A 21,630-nucleotide genomic window follows, 5' to 3' on the forward strand; every position below is an offset into this window, starting at 1 on the left:
ATTCTTAATTTCCTTTTCTATCTAATTGCTGCAAAATTTTCCGTAACATTCTAGCTCGAATCCTCGGAGCCTCTGCCCCCAAGACAGCATCGCTGGCGCTCGCTAGGAGTAGTTCTCCCTCACGCTGGCTAATAATTTTTTCATCAAAGAGCAGCTGTAAAATATCTGAAAAAACTGGCTGGCTGAGCGACTCACCGACATTGGTCAACAAATCAGACAGCATTTGGTGCTGATCGGAAAATTCAATCTTACCAATCCTGATATAGCCACCGCCACCGCGCTTACTTTCGACGATATAGCCCCGGCTCTCTGTAAAGCGTGTCTTAATCACATAATTGATCTGACTCGGAACCACCTGAAAAACATCGGCTAACTCACTGCGCTTCAGCTCGACCATGCCCGCCTGCGCCAAAATTGTTTTGATATATTCTTCTATACTATCCGAGGTGTTTTTGATGCCCATGATATACCTTTCTATCTGTTATATCTAAAAATAAGCATTCAAGTCTTCTCTAACATTGACTATCTTTGACTATTATACCGAAAAAATCTATTTTTTGAAAGAAAAAGAAGTCCCAGAAGGCTTGAAAATATCTGATAATTCAGAGTAATGAAAAAGATTGATAGACTGAGTAAATATGATTGTAAACGCTTGCTTTTTACTTTTAAAGACTTATAATAAAGGTGTAAAAGTGTGGTGTTTACACCATCAACCGTATCCAAATAATTATCAAAAGGAGGTTTTCCAATGAAAATAAATTGGCTCAACTATACCCATCATGTACTTAGCTGCCTGTTTATCACTCTGAGTATCTTGACAATTTTTTCTGCCGAGTATGTCGTTTTCCCAACGAGCCTTCTTCTAGGCTGTCTCCTCATTCCTCTGCTCTTTGAGCAGCATTTATTCAGTCGCCGAATGACTTGGAGCCTCAGCATCTTCTTTGCCATTCTTGCCTTTGCCCTTCTCTTTATCATCAAAACCAATCATATCTCCCTTAGCTATCCAGCAACGACCCTTCTTCTTTTTGTACTAGCAAGCCTGAGTTTTTCAAACTCCTTTATCCTTCACAAAAATAAAGAACAAAAGGCCGCTAGATAAACCAGCACAATAAAAAGTGTGGAAGCAACATGAGCTCGAAAGAGCCATGGATTCCACACTTTTCTTATTCTATAAGGAGCTGGATGGTAGCCACAAATTCTTAAATGGTTCGTTCAAGCTGCCAGCCTAAACTAGACTTTCAGAAAATTTTCTTCTCTTTATTTTCCTACTTTCATTTTCTTTTTAATTATATTATAATAGTTGGCAAACACATTTTCTAATCTAATTACTTTAAAAAATGATAGTATTCTACGAAGGAGGGCGTTATGATGGATTTGGGCCAATTGCACAAAACTACTGAATATAAGAATCAAGGGACCCCCTATTCTCTGACGCGGACCATTACGGAAAACGGCCAGCCTGACATCCTTTTCCACTGGCACACAGATGTTGAAATCATTTACGTTCACGAAGGAAGCGCCCAATTTCATATCGACGATCATTATTTTAACAGTCACAAAGGCGATATTGTTCTGATTCGTCCCAATGCCCTCCACTCCATTCATCCGATTGAGCAGCAGCGCCACTACATGGATGCCATTAACTTTCATTTGGATTTAATGGGCTATTCAGCCATGGACCATGCTAGTATCCACTACCTACAGCCTCTCTACAACGGACAACTGGACTTTGTCCATGTCATCAAGCCGACTGATCAAGCCTATGAGGAAATTCGTCAATGCCTGCTGGCTACTATGGAAACGGGTTATTGCCAAAAGAAATACTATGAATTTCAGCTCAAGGCCCAGCTCAATCAGCTATTCTACTTACTCTTTGAGAACGGCTATATCGTCTCCAAGGAGCTATCTGCCGAGGGCTACCGCAAGGAAGAGAAAATCCGCTCCATCATCGACTATATCAATGAGCATTATCAGGAAGAACTCTCTATTGATCAGCTGTCTGGTATTTGCGGCTACAGTCCGACGCACTTCATGAATTTCTTCAAAAAACATCTAGGCGTTTCTTGCATTGAATATCTGATTCAATTCCGCCTGCGCAAGGCTGCCGAGCTCCTTCAGCACTCCACTCTGTCAGTTCTAGAAATCTCCAGCCAGTCTGGTTTTAATAACCTTTCTAATTTCAACCGACAATTTAAAAAATACTATCAAATAACACCAAGCCAATATCGAAAAAAATAAGAGAATCTCCAGTCAACTGATTGGAGATTTTTTATATGAATATGATTAATAAAAAAACGAACAGACTAAATATCTGTTCGTTTTACGGGATTTTGAAAGTTATAGGTAGTTATTCTGCTGATTTTTCTCGAATCACCAAGGTTCCATCTTCCATATCTGCGGTTAAGTGCTTAGCATCTAGATTATCCAAGTGGAAGTCGGTCACCTTGTCACGAATTTGCTGCTCGATGACACGACGGAGCGGACGAACACCCATGACTTGGTCATAACCAGCATCGCGCAGGAATTCCTTAGCTGCATCAGATACAGCCAAATCAATTTCTTTCTTGCTCAAGGTTTGATTTACTTCGATCAGCATGAGATTAACAATCTCCATCAAATCTTCTTTCTTGAGATGAGAGAACTCGATCACTGCATTGAAACGATTGAGGAACTCTGGACGGAAATAATGTTTGAGTCGCTCCATCAGATCCGGCTTTTCTGCATCCTCTTCCAAGCCTGCTTCGTAGCCAAAGCCAGCATTGGAAGTCGCAATGATAACCGTGTTTTTGAAGTTAACAGTATTCCCTTGACCATCCGTCAAGCGACCGTCATCCAGAACTTGAAGAAGAAGGGTAATCACTTGTGGATCCGCCTTTTCAATCTCATCCAAGAGAATGATAGAGTAAGGATTGCGGCGCACGCGCTCGGTCAGGGTGTTGTTGTTGTCATCATAGCCGACATAACCAGCAGTCGTACCAATCAGCTTGGAAACCGCTGTGCGGTCACTGTATTCAGACATATCCAGACGGATGATAGCATCCTTGGTACCGAACATATCCAAAGCCAGTTGCTTAGCAAGCTCAGTCTTACCAACACCAGTTGGACCAACAAAGAGGAAGCTTCCGATTGGACGGTTGCCTTCATCAAAGCCTGCACGATTACGGCGGATGGCACGAGCCACAGCTTCTACAGCCTTGTCTTGGCCAATCACCTTGGCTTTAAGACGATCATTCATGCCCTTAAGGCGCTCAATATCGCTAGCGCCCATTTGAGATACCGGCACACCAGTCATTCGTTCAACAGACTCTGCCACATCATTGACTGTCGCCGTCACCTTCATATCCTCAGTGTGATTTTGGATCTTCTTTTCCAGCTCTTCAATGCGGGTCTTAGCATTCAAAGCTGCTTCATAGTCTTCTTTTTCAACAGCTGCTTCCTGTTTGTCTTTCTGTTCAGCAATCTCATTTTCAACTGCATGAACATCAGTCACTGGATGCTGGGCTGCCAAGTGGGCAGCAGTCACGTCGACTAGGTCAATCGCCTTGTCTGGCAGGCTTCGTTGTGGAATATACTGAACTGAGTAGTCCACAGCCGCTTTCAGCACTTCATCCGGCAGGATGACATTGTGGTGCTTTTCGTACAAGTCCCGAATACCTCGAAGGATCTGATAGGTATCTTCGGCAGACGGTGCGTTGACCTTGACTTCATTGAAACGACGAGCCAAAGCAGCATTTTTAAGGATAGTATTGCGATACTCGTCCTGAGTGGTAGCCCCGATAACGGTCAGCTCACCGCGAGAAAGCGCTGGCTTAAGAATATCCGCCAAGCCCTTAGAACCGCTATCTCCTCCTGTGCTTCCTGCTCCTAAGATTTGATGGATTTCATCAAAGAAGAGGATAACATTGCCGGCTTCCTTGACTTCATTGACTAAGTTTTGGATATTTTCTTCAAAGCTACCACGATATTGGGTACCAGCTTCCAGACCGGAAATATCAACAGAAATAATTTCCTTGTTCTTGATAGCCGCTGGCACATCACCATTAACGATAGCCTGAGCCAAACCTTCTACGACAGCTGTCTTACCAACTCCGGCATCGCCGACCAGAACCGGATTATTCTTAGTCCGGCGTGAAAGGATTTCAGCTGTTTCTTGGATTTCCTTATTGCGTCCAATGACTGGATCCAGCTTACCATCACGCGCTTCTTGAGTCAAATTGCGACCTAGCTTAGCCAGAATGCCATCTTGCTTAGGTCCATGCGCTCCAGCTTGCACATCCTGCTCGCCAACCACCTGACCAGGGAGCTTGCCAGTAGCACGGTACTGAGCAAACTCTTCCGGTGTGACCTCTCTACCATTAATCAAGTAGCGACGGTGTTCGCTGTTGTAGCCACCCATGCGCCCCATGAGTTGGTTAAAAAGGTCGTCCATATTGTTAAAATTGTTGTAATTGTTATTCATCATTTTTCCTCACTTTTTATAGGTTTTATATCATTTTTTCATTTGCTAAAGTTTCAGATAAGAAATTTCTTCCTTATCTACTGTACGTTTATGTTCATAGCGGAGAGCTTCTCCTATCTATTATTTTACATAACTTATTCTGTTTCCAAAAATTAAGACTCCTTCAGTCTCTTGTTTTATGGATGAGTTGGATCTATTTCAGAAGAATTGATGTTACATAATTTTTAATCCTCCCAAAAATAATCGCCTACTGGCTATATCCTCATCTTCTGAATAAATTCTGTGTAAACTTTTTGTTTACAGTTGTAATTATACATCCTTTTTTATCCCTTGTCAATAGGTTTTAATAAAAAATTTACATAATTTTTTAAAAGTCAAAAAACTTCCCCACATAGAAATGTGAAGAAAGCTTCTCTATTTTGATACAAGTTAAATCATATACTCTACACTATAGCTGGCATCCGACAGAATGCGAGATAGAAACTGCTTAGTTCGCTCTTCTTTGGGACTGGTGAAGAATTCCTGTGGAGGATTTTCTTCGATGATGTGACCTCCGTCCATAAAGATGACATGGTTGGCCACATCGCGGGCAAAGCTCATCTCGTGGGTCACAACGACCATGGTCACTCCCTCCTGAGCCAGCTGTTTCATGACACTGAGCACTTCGCCGACCAGTTCCGGATCTAGAGCCGAAGTTGGCTCATCCAGCAGGATAACGTCTGGCTTAACAGCAATGGCGCGGGCAATCCCGATCCGCTGCTGCTGGCCGCCTGATAGCTGAGAAGGATAGTAGTCCTTGTAGGCTAAGAGTCCCACGCGCTTCAAGGCATCTTCCGCAATCTCAAGTGCTTCTTCCCTTGGTATCTTACGAGCAATCACTAAGCCCTCCAAGATATTTTCAAGGGCAGTTTTATTGGCAAAGAGATTATAATGCTGGAAGACAAAGGCCGTCTTTCTACGAATTTCCAAAATCTCCTTTTTACTAAGTTTAGCCAAATCATAGTCCTTACCAGCCAAAGTCAGCTGGCCGCCATCCGCCTTTTCTAAGTGATTCAGACAGCGCAGAAATGTTGTTTTCCCAGAGCCTGAGGGACCAAGAATTACCACAACGTCGCCTTGATTGACCCTGAGACTGACATCTGCCAGCACCTGGTGCTCTCCAAATCGTTTGGAGATATGTTTTACTTCTAACATAATCTTTCCTTCCTAAGCAAGAGCGTAGCGCTTTTCCAAGCTTCTAAACATCCACTGAATCAAGCCGCAGATAATGAGATAAATAACAAAAATCACTAAGTAAGACTCTGAATACTGGTAAGAATGAGAGGCTTCGACCTTAGCCAAAGCTGTAATATCCTTGACCGTCATGACAAATACCAGTGAGGTCCCCTTAACCAAATTGATAACCAGATTGGCGAGATTGGGCAGGGCAGAACGCAGAGCCTGAGGAAAAACAATTCTCCGATAAGCTTGAAAATTCGTTAAACCAATCGCTTGAGCCGCCTCCAACTGCCCTTTATCCACTGTCAAAATAGCAGAGCGCAAGATTTCCGATAAACTCCCTGTTGTCATCAAGCTATAGATGATGAAAGCATAGTAAAGCGGATTGAACTTAAAGACGTCTACCTGACTGCCTAGACTTTTGAAAAATTGATTCAGCAAGCTAGGAAATAGACTGTAGAAAAAGAGGATAAGTAAAATGGGCGGCGTCGCCCGAATGAAGGCCAGATAAACCACCGAAAAGGTTCGCACACCTCGAACTTTATAAATCTGACCTAGAGCTAAGAGAAGGGCTGGAATAAAGCTGAGCAGAATAGCCACTATCATGATAATCAGTGTGACCGGTATGCCCTTCAAAGTAACCAGAAAGGTATTTACAATATAATTCAAATCCATGCTTTACCTCTCCTTGACTGTCAGACTTTTTTCCAGAAGCTGGGAAGCCAGCGAGACCACTAGGGCAATCCCCCAGTAAATCAAGGCCACCGCTGTATAGGTTTCGAGGGAATAATTGCCCAGATTCCGGCTGATGAGATTTTGCCCCGCTCCCATAACATCCACTGCCCCAATCGTATAGGCCAGCGCAGCATCCCGCATGAGATTAAGAAAGGCGGTAGTCAAATTGGGCAGGGCAATACGAAAAGCTTGTGGCAGAATGATGCGCAGAAATGTCTGTACGGGTGTCAAACCAATACTGAGACCCGCCTCGGTCTGTCCCTTGGGAACAGCCAGATAGGCCGCCTTAAAGACTTCTGCAATCATTGCCGCAAAGAGCAGAATCATAGTAATGATGACAAATACGGTCCGTGACCAATTATTGATATCTAGTCCCAACCACCATTTTAAAAACTCTGGAATGCCATAGAAGACCAAGAAGAGCAAGACAATAGGCGGTGTACACCGAAGGATAAATATATACCCTCTAGCCAGACCAGCAAAAGCCTGCTCCTCCGCAACCTGAGCCCAGGCCAACAGACCACCTAGCAAGGAGCCAATTAAAACCGTCACGAACATAATCCATAAAGTAGTCGGCAAGGCCTGTAACAAACCAGGCAGCAGGCCAAAAACACGGGACAAATCATAAGCGACCATACGGTCTCCTTTCTCCAGCTTTTAGTCTTTATCTACATAAGAAAAGACATCTTCACCAAAGTATTTTTCCGATAATTTAGAGAGTGTCCCATCTTTTTCCAGCTCTTTAATAGCCTTTTCATAGGCTTTGGCAAACTCTTCATTCTTTTTATCTTTATGAATGAGTGGATAGGTAGGGATACCCTTATAAGGGAACCAGCTCAACTGGTCCGCATACTGATGATAGGAACCTGCCTTGTCTGTGACAGCTTTTTCAAAGGACAATTTGATATCAAAGAAGGCATCATAGCGTCCTTCCAAGACCCAAGCATAGGCATCCGCTATCTGAAAAGACTCTGCTGCGGTCAACTCAATTGGGCTAGCGCTGTGCTTTTTGTTGTACTCTTCAATCACTGTCCATTGAGCATTCTGTGGCGAAATCGGCACCAATTTTCCTTTTTCTTTGGCAAAATCATCAATATTTTTAAATTTATTTGCGTCTGCTTTTCGAATGGTGAAGCCGATGATACTAGCTCCGATAGGACTTTCTGGAATGATGAACTTCTTCGCCCGCTCTTCAGTGTACCAAGCTCCCTTGGTTCCGATATCATACTTCCCAGATTCCAAACCAATCAGAAGATCTTCGTCACTGGTGCCAGTATATTCGAACTGATAATCTGGCAATTTTTCATCAATGGCCTTGAGTACTGCTACTTCATACCCATCTGACTGGCCTTTTTCGTCCAAAAAGTCGTAAGGAACGTAGTTTTGCGTGTGAGCTACTTTTAAAGTCGTGACCTTGTCACTGCCTGATGTCGCACTACTCGCCTTGCTGGATGAAGCCCCCGTCAAGGTCCGTCCCAAATAAGTCGCAGCGACAATAGCAATCACAGCTACTCCACCGATAATCCATTTTTTCTTACTCATTCTTTCGTCTCCTTCTTATGCTAAACTTGCCGCTTGGCGAACCCACTCAATCCGCTCTGGATCAATATCGCTTGGAATAGTACAGTCAGCCCCGATAATCAAAGCTTCCTTGCCAGCCTCTGCTATCAACCGCTTGGTCTCATCTTGAATAGCCGCTTGGCTGCCCGTGTAAAGCAGGCCGTCCTTGCCATTTTCAAAGCCACCGAGGACAGTCCGGCCGCCAAACAATTTCCGGCCCTCCGCTAGGCTGATACCTTCTGGCCCAACTGCCCAGTTGATGACCTGAGCTGGATAATCGGTGAAAAGATGAACGTCATTTCGTGCGCCTTCGTAGCCACAAATGTGCAGGATATTCACTCCGCCAGCGGCATTGGCTGCTTCCAGCACCGCTAATTCACTAGGAGCAATAAAAGCCTTATAGTCTTCAGCCGACACCCGCGCATCCTGAATGCTCTGAACGCTGAGGTAAATTCCATCCGCATCAGCTTCCTTGATAATGCGCTCTGTCAGAGCTGCGATATCTTGAGCAATCACATCCAGCACCCGCTTTGTCACTTCCGCATCCTCTACTAGAAAATCTGCAATGATGTCATCTCCTCCAGCAACCTTGCCAACCAGCCATTTAAAGTAGGTTACCGGCGCAAAAATATTGTAAATAGCGATCAAGTCCTCTGTGAAGCTAGCCCTAATCTTCTGAACCAGCTCCACCTGCTCACTAATCCAAGGATGGTCGGCGCCTAAAGGCTCGATATCTGCCAAGTCCTTGATAGATTGGACTTTCTTCAAGCTCTCGTTAGGATAGGCAAAATAACCATCACTCATCAGTTTGACAAAGTCTGGCTTGACTTCTGTTAGAAACGCTTCATGGCCTGCCAGATTTTTCTCAATAATGGCCCGATTGCCAAAACCAGCCAGCCACTCCTCCTCGCTGGTAAAGTGATGCCAGAAACCAACTGGCACTCGATCAACTTTTTCCCCCTTAAAGGCTTTTAAAACCAACTCTCTTTTAGACATATCTTGCTCCTTTTCAATTTGATTGCTATTATCATATCACTGAAAAGTAAGCTTTCCAAATATATATTTCCTATCAGCCCGATTAAAAATATTTATAAGAGTAAATTAAAAAAGCTAGCTCGAACTAGCCTTACCAAGGTTTTTCAGCTTTCGATGAAAAAACTGTTTTTCTTACTATTTTTAGAAAGGCAAGATATATATTTTCTATGGGAGAGATAGGCAATCTTTATCAAAAGACCTCTACTTCGATCTTACTTACCCTTAGCTGCAAAATACTCCCGCACAAGCGGTGCAACCTTGGTGCCAAAGAGTTCGATAGACTGGAGGACCTGCTCATGCGGAAGCGATCCCAGCGGTAGATGCAGCATGAAGCGGTCCAAACCCAGCTCCTCTATCATCTTGATCAATTTCTGAGCGACCTTTTCAGGACTGCCGACAAACATGGCTCCCTCTGGTCCTACCTGATCTAGGTATTGCTCATAGGTCATCTCCCGCCAGTGAGGGCGGTCCTTGGAGATAGCATCCACTACCTGCTTGGTCGGATGGAAGTAAGTCCGGACCGCCTCCTCGTTGTCCTCCATGACCCAGCCCCAAGAGTGGGCAGCGATTTTCAACTTTTCATCTGAGTGCCCACTTTCCTGCCCAATCCGGCGATACGCATCCAGCAGGGGCTTGAAGCGCTTAGGCTGTCCACCGATAATGGCATACGCAATTGGCAGGCCTTTCTGGGCGACCTTAATGGTGGACTCGACATTTCCCCCTGTCGCTACCCAAACTGGCAATGTTTCTTGCACCGCCCGTGGGTAGACTTCCCGATTGTCAATAGTTTGCGTCAGCTTTCCCTTCCAATTCAACCGCGTCTCGGCACTGGCATAGAGGAGCAGATCCAGCTTTTCATCAAAAAGCTCTTCATAATCCTTCAAGTTATAGCCAAAGAGCGGAAAGGACTCGATAAAAGATCCGCGGCCAGCCATGACCTCTGCTCTGCCATTTGACAAAGCATCAATCGTCGCATACTGCTGGTAGACTCGGATAGGATCCAAGCTCGACAAGACACTGACAGCACTAGTCAAGCGAATCTTCTCTGTCTTGACCGCACCAGCCGCCAGCACAATCTCCGGTGCAGAGACGGTAAAGTCCTCTCGGTGATGCTCTCCAATACCATACACGTCCAGCCCCACCTTATCTGCCAGCTCAATCTCTGCTACCAGCTGCCGAATCCGTTCATCATGACTGTAAATCTGCCCAGTCGCTTCCAGAGCAGTTGTCTCTCCAAAAGTAGAAATACCTAATTCCACCATGTTTTTGTCCTCCTGATATTTAAGATAAAAGCATTTTATCACTAATTAGTGATATATGCAAAAATGATGCTCAACCTATTGTCCATCTGCATAGAATAACATGGTTTTGTCATGATAGAAAGAGACTTCCAAAGAGCACCGTCACCAAAACTCCATACCAAAAGCCCCAGAAAAATCTGAGGCTTGATATTCTTATCGAGATTCATTAAGACGGTTATTCTACCGTTACAGATTTAGCGAGATTGCGTGGTTTATCCACATCCAATCCGCGATGCAAGGTTGCAAAATATGCAATCAATTGAGTTGGCACCACCATAGAGATTGGTGACAAATAAGGGTGAACTTGGCTCAGGACAATATCATCTCCATCCTTAGCCACATTTTCCTCCGCAATGGTCAAAACTTTAGCTCCACGCGCCACAACTTCAGAAACATTGCCGCGAGTATGGCTAGCCAAGACCTCGTCTGAAAGTAGGGCTAGAACAGGTGTTCCCTCTTCAATCAGAGAAATAGTACCATGCTTAAGCTCTCCTGCCGCAAAGCCTTCACACTGAATGTAGGAAATTTCCTTAAGCTTAAGACTAGCTTCCATCGCCACATAATAATCCTGACCACGACCGATATAAAAGGCGCTGCGAGTATCCGCCAACAAGTCACGAACCTTACTTTCGATCAATTCTTTCTCAGAAAGGGTAGACTCGATAGACTGAGCTACGATAGACAGCTCATGAACCAAATCAAACTTCTTGGCTTTTTCATTGCCATTGGCATCACCGACCGCCTTGGCCAAGAAAGCTAGGGCAGCGATTTGTGCAGTGTAGGCTTTGGTTGAAGCCACAGCAATTTCTGGTCCAGCATGGAGGAGCAGGGTATGCTTGGCTTCACGAGACAAGGTTGAACCTGGAACATTGGTCACTGTCAAGCTAGGAATGCCCAGTTCATTAGCCTTGACTAAAACCTGACGGCTATCAGCTGTCTCACCAGATTGGCTGATAAAGATGAAAAGTGGCTTCTTGCTCAGAAGCGGCATAGCATAGCCCCATTCAGAAGAAATACCCAGTTCAACTGGCGTATCCGTCAGTTCTTCCAACATCCGTTTAGAAGCATAACCCGCATGATAAGAAGTTCCAGCAGCAATGATATAAATGCGATCCGCTTCTTGGACTGTCTTGATAATGGCAGGATCAATCAGCATCTTATTATTTTCATCCGCATAGGTGCTGATCAGCTTCCGCATCACGGTCGGCTGCTCGTCAATTTCCTTCAGCATGTAGTAAGGATAAGTGCCTTTGCCGATATCGGACAAGTCCAGCTCAGCAGTATAGCTGCCGCGTTCAAGAACATTGCCTTCGTAGTCTTGCACTTCTACGCTATTAGCCGTCACGATAACCAGCTCTTTATCATGAATTTCCATATATTCACTGGTCTCACGAATCATAGCCATAGCATCGGAGCAGACCATGTTGTAGCCGTCGCCCAAGCCGATCAAAAGCGGAGATTTGTTTTTGGCAACGTAGATTGTAGAAGGATCTTGGGCATCTACCAAAGCAAAAGCGTAGGAACCTTCGATAATGTGAAGGGCCTTGCGGAAAGCGTCAAGAACAGAGAGACCGTCTTCTTCCGCGAATTTCCCAATCAAATGAACTGTAATTTCTGTATCTGTCTGCCCTTTAAAATCATGACCAGAAAGATAGTTATTTTTGATATCCAGGTAATTTTCAATCACACCGTTGTGAACCAAAACAAAACGGCCTGTCTGAGAAGTGTGAGGATGGGCGTTATTCTCACTTGGTTTTCCGTGGGTTGCCCAGCGCGTATGCCCAATACCTGTTGAACCTGCTACATCCATACCAATCTTAGCACGAAGATCTGCAATTCGGCCAACAGACTTGACTAGGCTAGATTTTTCTCCTGTTGTCACAAAAATTCCAGCCGAATCATAGCCTCGGTATTCTAACTTTTCAAGTCCTTGCATCAAAATATCTGTTGCATTGCGGTTTCCCACAACTCCGACGATTCCACACATAGATTTATTTCTAGCCTTTTGCTGGCAAAAAGCTAGTTCCTCCTTTATTGAAAATTGGTATAGTCTTATTTATCTTTTTATCGAGAGACGAAACCATTATACACAACAACTTGATATTTGTCAACATAAAATTGGTATAGTTTCGAGACAAGAAAAATTTGTTTAAAAACAAAAAAGCCTCCCGACAGAAGACTTTTCATAGCAATCAGAAAAACCAGGCTCAATGCCCCTTGTGCTTTTCCAATCGTTTTTGCTGTTTGAGTTCGAATTTCCTTTGCTTAGCCAGTTCTTTCTGTTGCTTGCGCTTGATGCGAGCGATTTGCTTTTGCTCTTCAAATTGCAGCTTCAGCGCTTCCTGAGACTTTGAAGAACGTGAAGCCATCTGCTCTTTTTTAGCCTGTCTCTGCAGGCGTTTAGGACTGACCGACTTAGTCTTCTCCTTCACCCTGATGCTAGGACTAAACTGCAACCGATGATAATAACGGTTTAGAAAATCCAACAATTCCTGCGTACTAGGCTCTGCACCAAAGGTGACTCGGCAAACTCTATAAGATTGAGCATGTTCCTGCTCGAAAAGACCGTACCAAAATCCCTCTTCAAAATAAACTGTCAGCGTCATTGAAATCTTATCCATGACAGCACCTCCTTTAAAAATCCCTAAGAATGGACAACCAAGGAGGAAGGTTACTGACAAAAAATGGATTTTTTGCGTCTGGACTACCAACCAGAACTGTGTTTTTATCTTAGTAGCTAAAGTCTATCAAGATTTTCTAAAAAATTCAAGGAGTGCTAAAAATTGTACCGATAGAAGACAAAATAAGACTAATGAAAAACCTATAAAGTCAGAGAGCTAATTTGAGCTCGGGCTAAAATTCTAGTGAAAACAAAAAAGCCCTCTGAGATCAGAGAGCTTTATTCTTGCTGGATAAAATGTTTCTAGACAAGGCGACGAGCCGAAGATTGTACGAAAATTTTAGTGAAACAAAAAATCTCCCCGAAGGGAGATGATCTGGTTTATTTTACCTTACAGTGCTAGGAAACGTAACCGAAGATTATACTTGAGTATATCGAGGTAAGGTGACAACGCAATGTAAGTGGAAAATAAAGCAGATTAACGACGAAGTCCAAGAGAGTTGATCAACTCACGGTAACGGTTAACGTCGTTTTTACGCAAGTATGCGAGCAAGTTACGACGGCGACCGATTTTCTTCATCAAACCACGGTAAGTAGCGTGGTCTTTTTTGTGTTGTTTGATGTGGTCGTTAAGGTGGTTGATTTCCCAAGTAAGGACAGCAACTTGAACCTCTACTGAACCAGTGTCACCTTCGTGACGTGCGTATTGTGCAATGATTTCATTTTTTTTCTCTTTTGAGATTGCCATGATAAGCTCCTTTTCTTTACGCTTCATCCGAGTGGCAGGCTTGGCAATTCCTGCAACCAAGAAGAAGTTATTTGTCTTTAAGACATTCTTATTTTATCAGGAAGGCAAGTTTTTGTCAAATCTTCTAATTTCCCGACAAGGTCAGCTGAATTTCATTGGCCCAAACGAGGATTTTCTACATATTTGCTCCAAGGATCAATCTAGCTAGTCGCTTTTTGACTTTGGAGCGGGTTTAGCTTATACTGAGATTAAAATGACACAAGGAGAAGAGCTTATGAAATATCTTGAGTTTGGAGAAAGCAAGAGAGAAATTTCCCAGATTATCATAGGGCTGATGCGAATTGCCCAAATGACTCCCAAAGAGGTGGAAGAACTGGTCGAAACAGCCTTGTCAGTCGGGATCAATGCTTTCGATCTCGCCGATATCTATGGTGGAGGCAAGTGTGAAGAAATTCTGGGACAAGTGCTCAAAAATCGGCCTGACTTGCGGGCTAAGATGTGGATTCAGTCCAAGGTGGGGATCCGCATAGAAGAATTCACCTACTTCGACTTTTCCAAAGACTATATCCTAGAGGCAACAAACGGTATTTTACAGCGCTTAGACGTGGATCATCTGGACTCTCTGCTCTTGCATCGACCAGATGCCCTGATGGAGCCCAGTGAAATCGCTGAAGCTTTTGATCTGCTTAAATCACAAGGAAAGGTTCTTGATTTTGGAGTGTCCAACCAGAATCCTATGATGTTGGAGCTACTAAAAACAGAGGTCAAGCAGCCCTTGGTAGCAAATCAGCTCCAACTAAGCGCAGCTTTCTCACCTGCTTTTGAAGCTAGCTTCCATGTCAACATGGAGGGAGCCGCCGCAAATATGCGCGATGGTAGTATTTTCGAATACTGCCGCCTGAACGACGTCGTGATTCAGGCCTGGTCCGTCCTCCAACATGGCTATTTTGAAGGCGTTTTTGTCGGTTCGGATAAATACCCCAAGCTCAATGCCGTCCTAAACCGACTGGCCGACAAATATCAAATATCAGCATCCGCAGTGGCTATTGCTTGGGTGCTACGCTATCCAGCTCACATGCAAGCGGTCATCGGCACGACCAAGGCTAGCCGCATCATCGAATCAGCCATGGCAGCAGATATTGAACTGACTAGAAAAGAATGGTACGAAATCTATTGGGCCTCTGGAAAAGATCTTCCTTAAGAAATGATCCTAAAATCCGATCAATTTTCTACCTAATGCTAGCTAAAGGACTGGCAGAAAAGCTGTCCAGAGCATATCCACTATATTATAGGTTAAAGGGCAAAATCATCTTGCACAAGATGAACTAGCACATAAAATTCCTATTTCACGAAAGGAAAAAATATATGAACCATTTCGACACAATCATCATCGGCGGAGGACCGGCGGGCATGATGGCTGCCATTTCCAGTTCTTTCTACGGACAGAAGACCCTGCTCCTTGAGAAAAATAAACGACTGGGCAAGAAGCTTGCCGGTACAGGCGGCGGACGCTGCAATGTGACCAACAACGGAAACCTAGATGACCTCATGGCTGGCATACCAGGCAACGGGCGCTTTCTTTACAGCGTCTTTTCCCAGTTTGACAACCATGACATTATCAACTTTTTTACTGAGAACGGTGTCAAACTCAAGGTGGAAGACCACGGCCGTGTTTTTCCAGCGACGGACAAGTCCCGCACCATTATCGAAGCTTTGGAAAAGAAAATTGCAGAGCTGGGTGGCACTGTCATCACAAACACTGAAATCGTCTCCGTCAAAAAAACTGACGAGCTTTTTACTGTCAGATCCAGCGACCAGACTTGGACCTGCCAGAAATTGATTGTGACGACTGGTGGCAAGTCCTACCCTTCAACTGGCTCGACAGGCTTCGGTCACGATATTGCCCGACACTTCAAGCACACGGTGACTGACCTGGAGGCTGCTGAAAGTCCTCTTCTGACTGACTTTCCTCACAAAGCGCTTCAGGGGATTTCGCTGGACGATGTGACCCTGAGCTATGGCAAGCATGTCATCACCCACGACCTGCTCTTTACCCACTTTGGCCTATCAGGTCCGGCAGCTCTGCGCTTGTCTAGCTTTGTCAAGGGCGGTGAAAGCATCTATCTGGACCTTTTGCCACAGATGAGTCAGCAGGCTCTGGCGGATTTTTTAGAAGAACATCGGGAAAAATCCCTGAAGAACTGCCTGAAAATTCTCCTGCCCGAGCGAATGGCAGACTTTTTTGCCCAACCCTTTCCCGAGAAAGTCAAACAACTCAAGCTCAGTGAAAACGAGGCTCTCATCAAACAAATCAAAGAACTGCCCATCCCAGTCACTGGCAAAATGTCCCTGGCCAAGTCCTTTGTTACCAAAGGTGGTGTCAGTCTCAAAGAAATCAATCCCAAAACTCTGGAAAGTAAGCTAGTACCTGGACTCCACTTTGCTGGTGAAGTTTTAGACATCAATGCCCACACGGGCGGTTTCAACATCACCTCTGCCCTCTGTACTGGCTGGGTGGCAGGCTCAAATCCAATAAGTACCAAATAAGAAAGGAAGTCCTTTGGAACATATTATTTTACTAAGAGGCGTTACTCCTAATGGAAAAAATGCTATCCCGAAAATGTCTTATTTGGTAGATATTCTGACAGAAGCTGGTTTTCAACACGTTCGAACCTATATTCAAAGTGGGAATATCATTCTTGAGAGTGACTTAGATTTAGAAGAAATACGAGAACACGTTCATACTCTGATAAAGGAAAAAATTGGGGCCGACTTAAAAATGGTTATCAAGACTAAGAACGATTTTGAAAAGATTGTTCATGAGAATCCGTTTAGAGAAGGCTATCTTCATGATCGTGTACATGTGATTCTTTATCAGGGATTTATCCAAAGTCTGTCACTAGAAAAATTGAAAGCTGACTATGGCGAGGAAGAAATTTGTCTAGGCGATCACTGTCTCTACCTCTATCTCCCGAGAACTGCAAAACGAAAAAAGCTCAATACCAACTATCTTGAAAAACTTTTTGGCGTAGATCTAACTATGAGAAAGTTAAACGTAGTAGAAAAATTACTAACAAAATAGGAGAACAAAATGAACAGACGCGAAACCGTTGAATTCGTCAACATGTGCATGATTTATGATGGAGAAAAAGTTCTTGTCCAAGACCGAGTTAGTCCTGACTGGCCCGGCATCACTTTCCCCGGTGGGCATGTAGAGCGAGGGGAATCTTTTACAGATGCAGTTATCAGAGAAGTCAAAGAAGAAACTGGACTAACCATCTCCAAACCACAACTTTGCGGCATCAAGGATTGGTATGATGATAAAGATTTTCGCTATGTCGTCCTACTCTACAAGACTAAGCACTATTCTGGTGTGCTACAATCCTCAGACGAAGGGAAGGTCTGGTGGGAAGATTTGCAAAATCTGTCTCATCTGAAACTTGCAACTAAGGATATGTCAGATATGCTTCGTGTATTTCTAGAAGAAGATCTCAGTGAATTCTTTTACTACAAAGACGGTGACGACTGGCTTTATGACTTGAAGTAAATAAATAGGCTAGGAATTTCCTAGCCTATTTATTCTGCATTTGTCTGAACGTAAGCAGCAATGACATCTGATGTGTACTGGGCAGTTCCTGCCCCAAACTTGTCGATATTCTTCTTAAACTCTGGGTTATAGACATATCCTTTACCGATATGACCGAAGACTTCAATAGAGCAGTCAAAGCCGTAAGTGCGAATGGCTTGTAAGAGACGCGCTGCCTGCTCTTGATTTTCTGCTGCGTCAACTGGCAAGCCTTGCTGCATATTCTCTGCTAGACTTTGAAAAACTTGATTGAAGGCGGCGGCAGACTCTTCTTCACGTCCATTTTGACGAGCTAGTGCTTCCAAGTGATCTAAATCAAAGAGACCAGAAGAACGAAGGGTATCCTCTACCCATGTATGGTTTCAGTAACAGTTGCCAGACTTATACCAAAATTAAATGCCAACAAGCGTTAAGTGGGATAATAGGGTAAGTAGCACAAGTTCATTATAAGCTGGCCTTCCATACTTAAACGGCGCGGACGTCCACCTTTTCGATGTTGCTCTTGGTAAGCGGTGTGGAGGCGATCAAGCATCCGTTGAAAAGGTGATTTTTTAATTACCGAACAAGTCTACTTACTTAGTTATTTTCCTTTCTAGCATTTTTCTTGTAAAGAACGTCTAGTTGCTCCTCATAATCCCAACGAAGTTTTGAGCGCTCCTCACTGATATCATTGATTTGCTCAAGAACCTCTTTTCGAAACAACTCTGCATTAGTATCCATTTGAAAAATATCGGTATACACCTCTACAGGCAGATCTCCGTCCGCTATTCGGTATATTTCATCTTTTAATTGCTCTGTCGTATGAAGGACATAAGACAAATTATATTCTAAATATTCCTCTTTTTTCTTTAATTCCCTCATCTTTTTATCAAACTGTTCATCCAGTCTATAAATTTCTGCATTCATCTGTATCACCTATAACTAACCTTTGATTGGACTTGTTAATTCTGGTTTTGGCATTTGCGATAGATAGTCTTTAGCTGCATTTGCAGCTTGACCTTCTAGCCCATCCGTGATATTCGTGTTATAAGTTTTTTTAGCATAATCTTGCAGTTCTTGTGCTTTGGTATTTAACGTTTTTTGAAGNGCCTCTCTTTTGGCCTTAGCAGCCACTACAGAGGCTGTAACAGCTGCTCTTATAGCTGCTCTTTGTTGATTTTTCAATATTTCTATTACAATATTTTCACTTATTTTTTCTGCCATAATTACCCTTTACTTATATCATTTAAACTTGAGTACAATCAAGACAAGGCTGCCAAAATATCTCTAGCACTTTGAGCATCTACTTGCTCAAGATTTTGTGCACACTGAATCATAGTTTGGGAGAAATTAGTTATCTTGGTTTCAAATTCTTTTAAATGACTGATATTTAATTCGTTAATCCCTGAATCCCACAAGTTTTCAAAGGCCAGTTCTGACATTAGTCCCTCTATCTCAGAAGCAGACAGCAAACTTCCTAGAGTCTCAATAGCACTTCTCTTAGATTCGATAAATTCCTTAAGATTCGATTCGGCATCAGCCAAGGCAGTTTTCACTTCAGATATCTTTTGTTCAATATCTGAGCTCGCCAATTCTACAGCTGTATACAGCAACTGAGTCCTTAGCAAAATGCGCTCGTTGTAACTGCCTGCACGCTTGATTCTCTCGTGTAAATTATTCGGATTATTAAGATCGAGATTCTTTCGATCCCAAGCCAAGGACTCCTTCTTTGCATCCTTAATGATTTTCGCATACTCTTTTTGATAATCCTGAAATACTTTTGAGAGTTCATCTTTATTGTTATAAAGATCAACAAGATCTTTATAACTTAGTCCTAATCTATCTTTTACAGTAAGGAACGCTTTGATAATTGTAGACTGATCCTTTCCATCAAGTAACAATTTGGCTAATTTACTAAACTCCTCAGGACTCATGGTTACTAGTTTTTCAATCGCTTTTTCTGGAACATATTTTTTTAAATTTTCAATGCTCTTTTTGTCTAATTCCGCAAGTTTATGACCTGCTTTCCATAACTCAGGATGGTAGTCCTCAGAAACAACCAAGAGATTTCCCTTACTATCTATCTGATAAGCGCCAAAGTCATGGGAGGAATGTTTATCCATCATATTTGTATATTCAATCGGAACTACCACTCTGACATCACCAAGTTGCTGTTCCCAAGGTTTCTCACGGTTAAGCATACTAACAGGATCAAAGGGATTAACATAATAAATCGTTTTATCGCTCAATTGCTTGATTTTATCATCACTATAGCCTGCTTTTTTAAAACTATTTGTAGGATCTGGACCATCAAAAAGAACAATCTGACCAACCTTATTCAACTCTTTCTCATTAAGACCTGCGGCCCCTTGTATCGAAGTCATCGTCCCCAATGAATGAGCTGTTATATCCATCTTGGCATCTGGTGCTGCATATTGATTTAGTTCCGCAATTTTGGCCTTCATGCCTCCAGTAGCGTGTTTGGCTTGAGGAATAATTGCGTCTGTCAGAGCAAAAGCTGCATCATTGTAAACCCAGTCTTGAAAATTGAAATCACTTGGGTTATAAGTCTTCAAGTACTTAAACCCATCCTTTTGTACCTTATTTATATCAATTCCAAAACCATCACTCCCACGAACAGCAAAATAGGTCTGTTTCGTATTTGGGTTGATTGTATCTGTATCCGTGACATAGTAAGCATTGTAGCCTGTCTTTTTGTCTTCAAGCAGTCCTTCATTGTCAGGTTGAAGATAAACCTTCCCTTGGTTGGGGAGATCAGTGCCACCACCTTGGGTAACTTGACCTTTGTTATCTTTTCCATCTATAGAGAAGTCAAATAATACAGATTTATTTTTTTTAACTTATTTTGCTGGTCTCTATTCAATTGGCCAAAAGCAAAGTTTGTAGGCCTATCTCTGTAGGCCGATTCTGCTAATGAAGCATATAGATTATCAAAACTTTTCAAATTCCAATTAGGCAAATAATCTACCTCCAATTCTAATATCGGATCCTATATACATATCATCTATATTTACTGTATTATCATCATTAATCGGTATATCTACTCCCCAACCAGAGTCTTTAATATTATTTATACGTCCAAAAACATTTATATAATATTCAGGATTGGTAAGTCCGCCATCGCTCCATTGTGTCTGATCCCAATCAATCTGAACGGATTCAACTTTTGAATTTTGGGCTTTTACCAAATCTATAATTTCTTGTTCATGCTGTTTGAGATAAGCAAGCTGTTTTTGCTTGATAGCTTCCTTGTCATCTGCAATATCCTTTTTTGAAGAAGTGACTTTCTTATCTTCTTTATTGTTTTCTTTTTGAGTTACAGCGCATCCTCCTAGGCTTACTAGCGCTAGGATTGATGCAAAAGTTACAATTATGATTTTCTTTCGTTTACCCATAGCTCCTCCTTGATTTTTTGATCCCCTACTTGCTTTCTAATGCCACAAATCAACAATTTGAAATTTTCTGAGTTTAATTTTAAAGCTTTTTCGTATGCTGTTTCTATGAATTAAGTATAACATTTTTCACTTGCCGAACAAGCCTAATACTTAGAACTAGTAAAAATCGGCAGAAAGAACTCTGCCGATTATTTTATTTGCTCTGACTTTTAACATACTGAACAATCACATCTGCTGTGTACTGAGCTGTCCCTGCCCCAAATTTGTCAATATTTTCCTTAAACTCTGGGTTATAGACATAGCCTTTACCGATATGGCCGAAGACTTCAATAGAGCAGTCAAATCCATAAGTACGGATGGCTTGTAAGAGACGCGCTGCCTGCTCTTGATTTTCTGCTGCGTCAACTGGCAAGCCTTGCTGCATATTCTCTGCTAGACTTTGAAAAACTTGATTGAAGGCGGCGGCAGACTCTTCTTCACGTCCATTTTGACGAGCTAGTGCTTCCGCCATGACTTCTTGACCATATTCTTCTACAGCCTTTTGGTGGTATTTTTGATTGTCTTCGTAGGCAAAACCTGCGAATTTTTCTTTCATTGTCATCTTTCTTTCTCCTTTTTCTTCTTGGATGGTTTTTCGCAAGGTAGAAATCAAGGTATCCAAGCGGTCTCTTTCCTGCTGCAAATACTCTAACTGCCTCACCAGATGCGGCAATAAGGCCTGATCGTCCTGACTCAGCAGCTCTGCTATTTTCTCCAAAGAAAAGCCCAGATACTTATAGTAAAGGATGACCTGTAGCCGCTCTAGATCAGCTTGACTATACGTTCGGTAGCCATTTTCTGATTTGGCAGGGACCAAAAGACCAATTTTATCATAATGGTGCAGGGTTTTGACAGAGACACCCGAAAGCTGCGCAGCTTCTTTGATATGATACATAAAAAACCTCCTTGCCCTTATAGTATAAGCCCTGACCTT

At 42.9% G+C, this 21,630-nt stretch carries 22 protein-coding genes and 2 pseudogenes; 6 read left to right on the forward strand and 18 right to left on the reverse strand.

Annotated features, from left to right (window positions below):
- Positions 1–4: 4 nt before the first annotated feature.
- Positions 5–463, reverse strand: a complete 459-nt coding sequence (locus D8793_RS08745) for a CtsR family transcriptional regulator (protein ID WP_125371573.1) — start codon at positions 461–463, stop codon at positions 5–7.
- Positions 464–748: 285 nt separating this feature from the next.
- On the opposite strand from D8793_RS08745, the gene D8793_RS08750 reads away from it, so the two are divergent.
- Both D8793_RS08750 and D8793_RS08755 read left to right on the forward strand, forming a co-directional pair.
- The gene (locus tag D8793_RS08750; protein WP_125371574.1) at positions 749–1,099 is read left to right on the forward strand and encodes a hypothetical protein; all 351 of its coding nucleotides are present in this window, start codon (positions 749–751) and stop codon (positions 1,097–1,099) included.
- 266 nt (positions 1,100–1,365) lie between these two features.
- The gene (locus tag D8793_RS08755) at positions 1,366–2,238 is read left to right on the forward strand and encodes a helix-turn-helix transcriptional regulator (protein ID WP_125371575.1); all 873 of its coding nucleotides are present in this window, start codon (positions 1,366–1,368) and stop codon (positions 2,236–2,238) included.
- A gap of 109 nt (positions 2,239–2,347) precedes the next feature.
- Here D8793_RS08755 and D8793_RS08760 read toward each other — a convergent pair whose 3' ends face one another.
- The 10 genes from D8793_RS08760 to rpsO form a co-directional block, all read right to left on the reverse strand.
- Complete coding sequence (locus D8793_RS08760; protein WP_125371576.1) at positions 2,348–4,459, reverse strand: ATP-dependent Clp protease ATP-binding subunit; 2,112 nt, start codon at positions 4,457–4,459, stop codon at positions 2,348–2,350.
- 429 nt (positions 4,460–4,888) lie between these two features.
- Positions 4,889–5,653 (reverse strand): amino acid ABC transporter ATP-binding protein, encoded by a 765-nt coding sequence (locus D8793_RS08765; RefSeq protein WP_005591154.1) that lies wholly within the window; start codon positions 5,651–5,653, stop codon positions 4,889–4,891.
- 12 nt (positions 5,654–5,665) lie between these two features.
- Positions 5,666–6,352, reverse strand: coding sequence for an amino acid ABC transporter permease (locus D8793_RS08770; RefSeq protein ID WP_005591155.1), 687 nt, complete (start codon positions 6,350–6,352; stop codon positions 5,666–5,668).
- A 3-nt stretch (positions 6,353–6,355) separates the two neighbouring features.
- Positions 6,356–7,048, reverse strand: coding sequence for an amino acid ABC transporter permease (locus D8793_RS08775; RefSeq protein WP_048765337.1), 693 nt, complete (start codon positions 7,046–7,048; stop codon positions 6,356–6,358).
- A gap of 21 nt (positions 7,049–7,069) precedes the next feature.
- The gene (locus tag D8793_RS08780) at positions 7,070–7,954 is read right to left on the reverse strand and encodes a transporter substrate-binding domain-containing protein (RefSeq protein WP_125371577.1); all 885 of its coding nucleotides are present in this window, start codon (positions 7,952–7,954) and stop codon (positions 7,070–7,072) included.
- Between the two features lie 15 nt (positions 7,955–7,969).
- Positions 7,970–8,968: a uroporphyrinogen decarboxylase family protein gene (locus D8793_RS08785; RefSeq protein WP_125371578.1), complete on the reverse strand. Its 999-nt coding sequence runs from the start codon at positions 8,966–8,968 to the stop codon at positions 7,970–7,972.
- 251 nt (positions 8,969–9,219) lie between these two features.
- The gene (locus D8793_RS08795) at positions 9,220–10,269 is read right to left on the reverse strand and encodes an LLM class flavin-dependent oxidoreductase (RefSeq protein ID WP_125371580.1); all 1,050 of its coding nucleotides are present in this window, start codon (positions 10,267–10,269) and stop codon (positions 9,220–9,222) included.
- A 214-nt stretch (positions 10,270–10,483) separates the two neighbouring features.
- Positions 10,484–12,295: a glutamine--fructose-6-phosphate transaminase (isomerizing) gene (gene glmS / locus D8793_RS08800; protein WP_125371581.1), complete on the reverse strand. Its 1,812-nt coding sequence runs from the start codon at positions 12,293–12,295 to the stop codon at positions 10,484–10,486.
- 220 nt (positions 12,296–12,515) lie between these two features.
- Entirely contained in the window at positions 12,516–12,929 is a 414-nt protein-coding gene (locus D8793_RS08805) for a YjdF family protein (protein ID WP_061910944.1), read from the reverse strand.
- Positions 12,930–13,406: 477 nt separating this feature from the next.
- The gene (rpsO, locus tag D8793_RS08810; protein WP_004193424.1) at positions 13,407–13,676 is read right to left on the reverse strand and encodes a 30S ribosomal protein S15; all 270 of its coding nucleotides are present in this window, start codon (positions 13,674–13,676) and stop codon (positions 13,407–13,409) included.
- Positions 13,677–13,950: 274 nt separating this feature from the next.
- On the opposite strand from rpsO, the gene D8793_RS08820 reads away from it, so the two are divergent.
- From D8793_RS08820 to D8793_RS08835, 4 genes are all read left to right on the forward strand, one after another.
- Positions 13,951–14,877 (forward strand): aldo/keto reductase, encoded by a 927-nt coding sequence (locus tag D8793_RS08820; protein ID WP_125371583.1) that lies wholly within the window; start codon positions 13,951–13,953, stop codon positions 14,875–14,877.
- 164 nt (positions 14,878–15,041) lie between these two features.
- Positions 15,042–16,223, forward strand: coding sequence for an aminoacetone oxidase (aao, locus tag D8793_RS08825; protein ID WP_125371584.1), 1,182 nt, complete (start codon positions 15,042–15,044; stop codon positions 16,221–16,223).
- 13 nt (positions 16,224–16,236) lie between these two features.
- Positions 16,237–16,758 carry a DUF1697 domain-containing protein gene (locus D8793_RS08830; RefSeq protein ID WP_125371585.1) on the forward strand — a complete coding sequence of 174 codons (522 nt, stop codon included), beginning with the start codon at positions 16,237–16,239 and terminating at the stop codon, positions 16,756–16,758.
- A 9-nt stretch (positions 16,759–16,767) separates the two neighbouring features.
- Entirely contained in the window at positions 16,768–17,223 is a 456-nt protein-coding gene (locus D8793_RS08835; protein WP_125371586.1) for an 8-oxo-dGTP diphosphatase, read from the forward strand.
- Between the two features lie 29 nt (positions 17,224–17,252).
- On the opposite strand, the pseudogene D8793_RS12345 reads toward D8793_RS08835, so the two are convergent.
- The 7 genes and pseudogenes from D8793_RS12345 to D8793_RS08865 form a co-directional block, all read right to left on the reverse strand.
- A pseudogene (locus tag D8793_RS12345) lies at positions 17,253–17,564 on the reverse strand (TipAS antibiotic-recognition domain-containing protein); the annotation flags it as partial.
- Positions 17,559–17,818: pseudogene (locus D8793_RS12350) on the reverse strand (helix-turn-helix domain-containing protein); the annotation flags it as partial. The pseudogenes D8793_RS12350 and D8793_RS12345, both read right to left, overlap by 6 nt.
- A gap of 20 nt (positions 17,819–17,838) precedes the next feature.
- Positions 17,839–18,168: a hypothetical protein gene (locus tag D8793_RS08845; RefSeq protein ID WP_125371587.1), complete on the reverse strand. Its 330-nt coding sequence runs from the start codon at positions 18,166–18,168 to the stop codon at positions 17,839–17,841.
- A gap of 15 nt (positions 18,169–18,183) precedes the next feature.
- Positions 18,184–18,465 (reverse strand): hypothetical protein, encoded by a 282-nt coding sequence (locus tag D8793_RS08850; protein WP_125371588.1) that lies wholly within the window; start codon positions 18,463–18,465, stop codon positions 18,184–18,186.
- Positions 18,466–18,503: 38 nt separating this feature from the next.
- On the reverse strand, positions 18,504–19,817 hold the full coding sequence (locus D8793_RS08855; RefSeq protein WP_260471124.1) for a hypothetical protein: 1,314 nt from the start codon (positions 19,815–19,817) through the stop codon (positions 18,504–18,506).
- 396 nt (positions 19,818–20,213) lie between these two features.
- Positions 20,214–20,657, reverse strand: coding sequence for a hypothetical protein (locus tag D8793_RS08860; RefSeq protein ID WP_125371589.1), 444 nt, complete (start codon positions 20,655–20,657; stop codon positions 20,214–20,216).
- Positions 20,658–20,850: 193 nt separating this feature from the next.
- Positions 20,851–21,591 carry a MerR family transcriptional regulator gene (locus D8793_RS08865; RefSeq protein WP_125371590.1) on the reverse strand — a complete coding sequence of 247 codons (741 nt, stop codon included), beginning with the start codon at positions 21,589–21,591 and terminating at the stop codon, positions 20,851–20,853.
- Positions 21,592–21,630 lie beyond the last annotated feature (39 nt).

The organism is Streptococcus cristatus, from assembly GCF_003943465.1.
GTDB lineage: Bacteria > Bacillota > Bacilli > Lactobacillales > Streptococcaceae > Streptococcus > Streptococcus cristatus_C.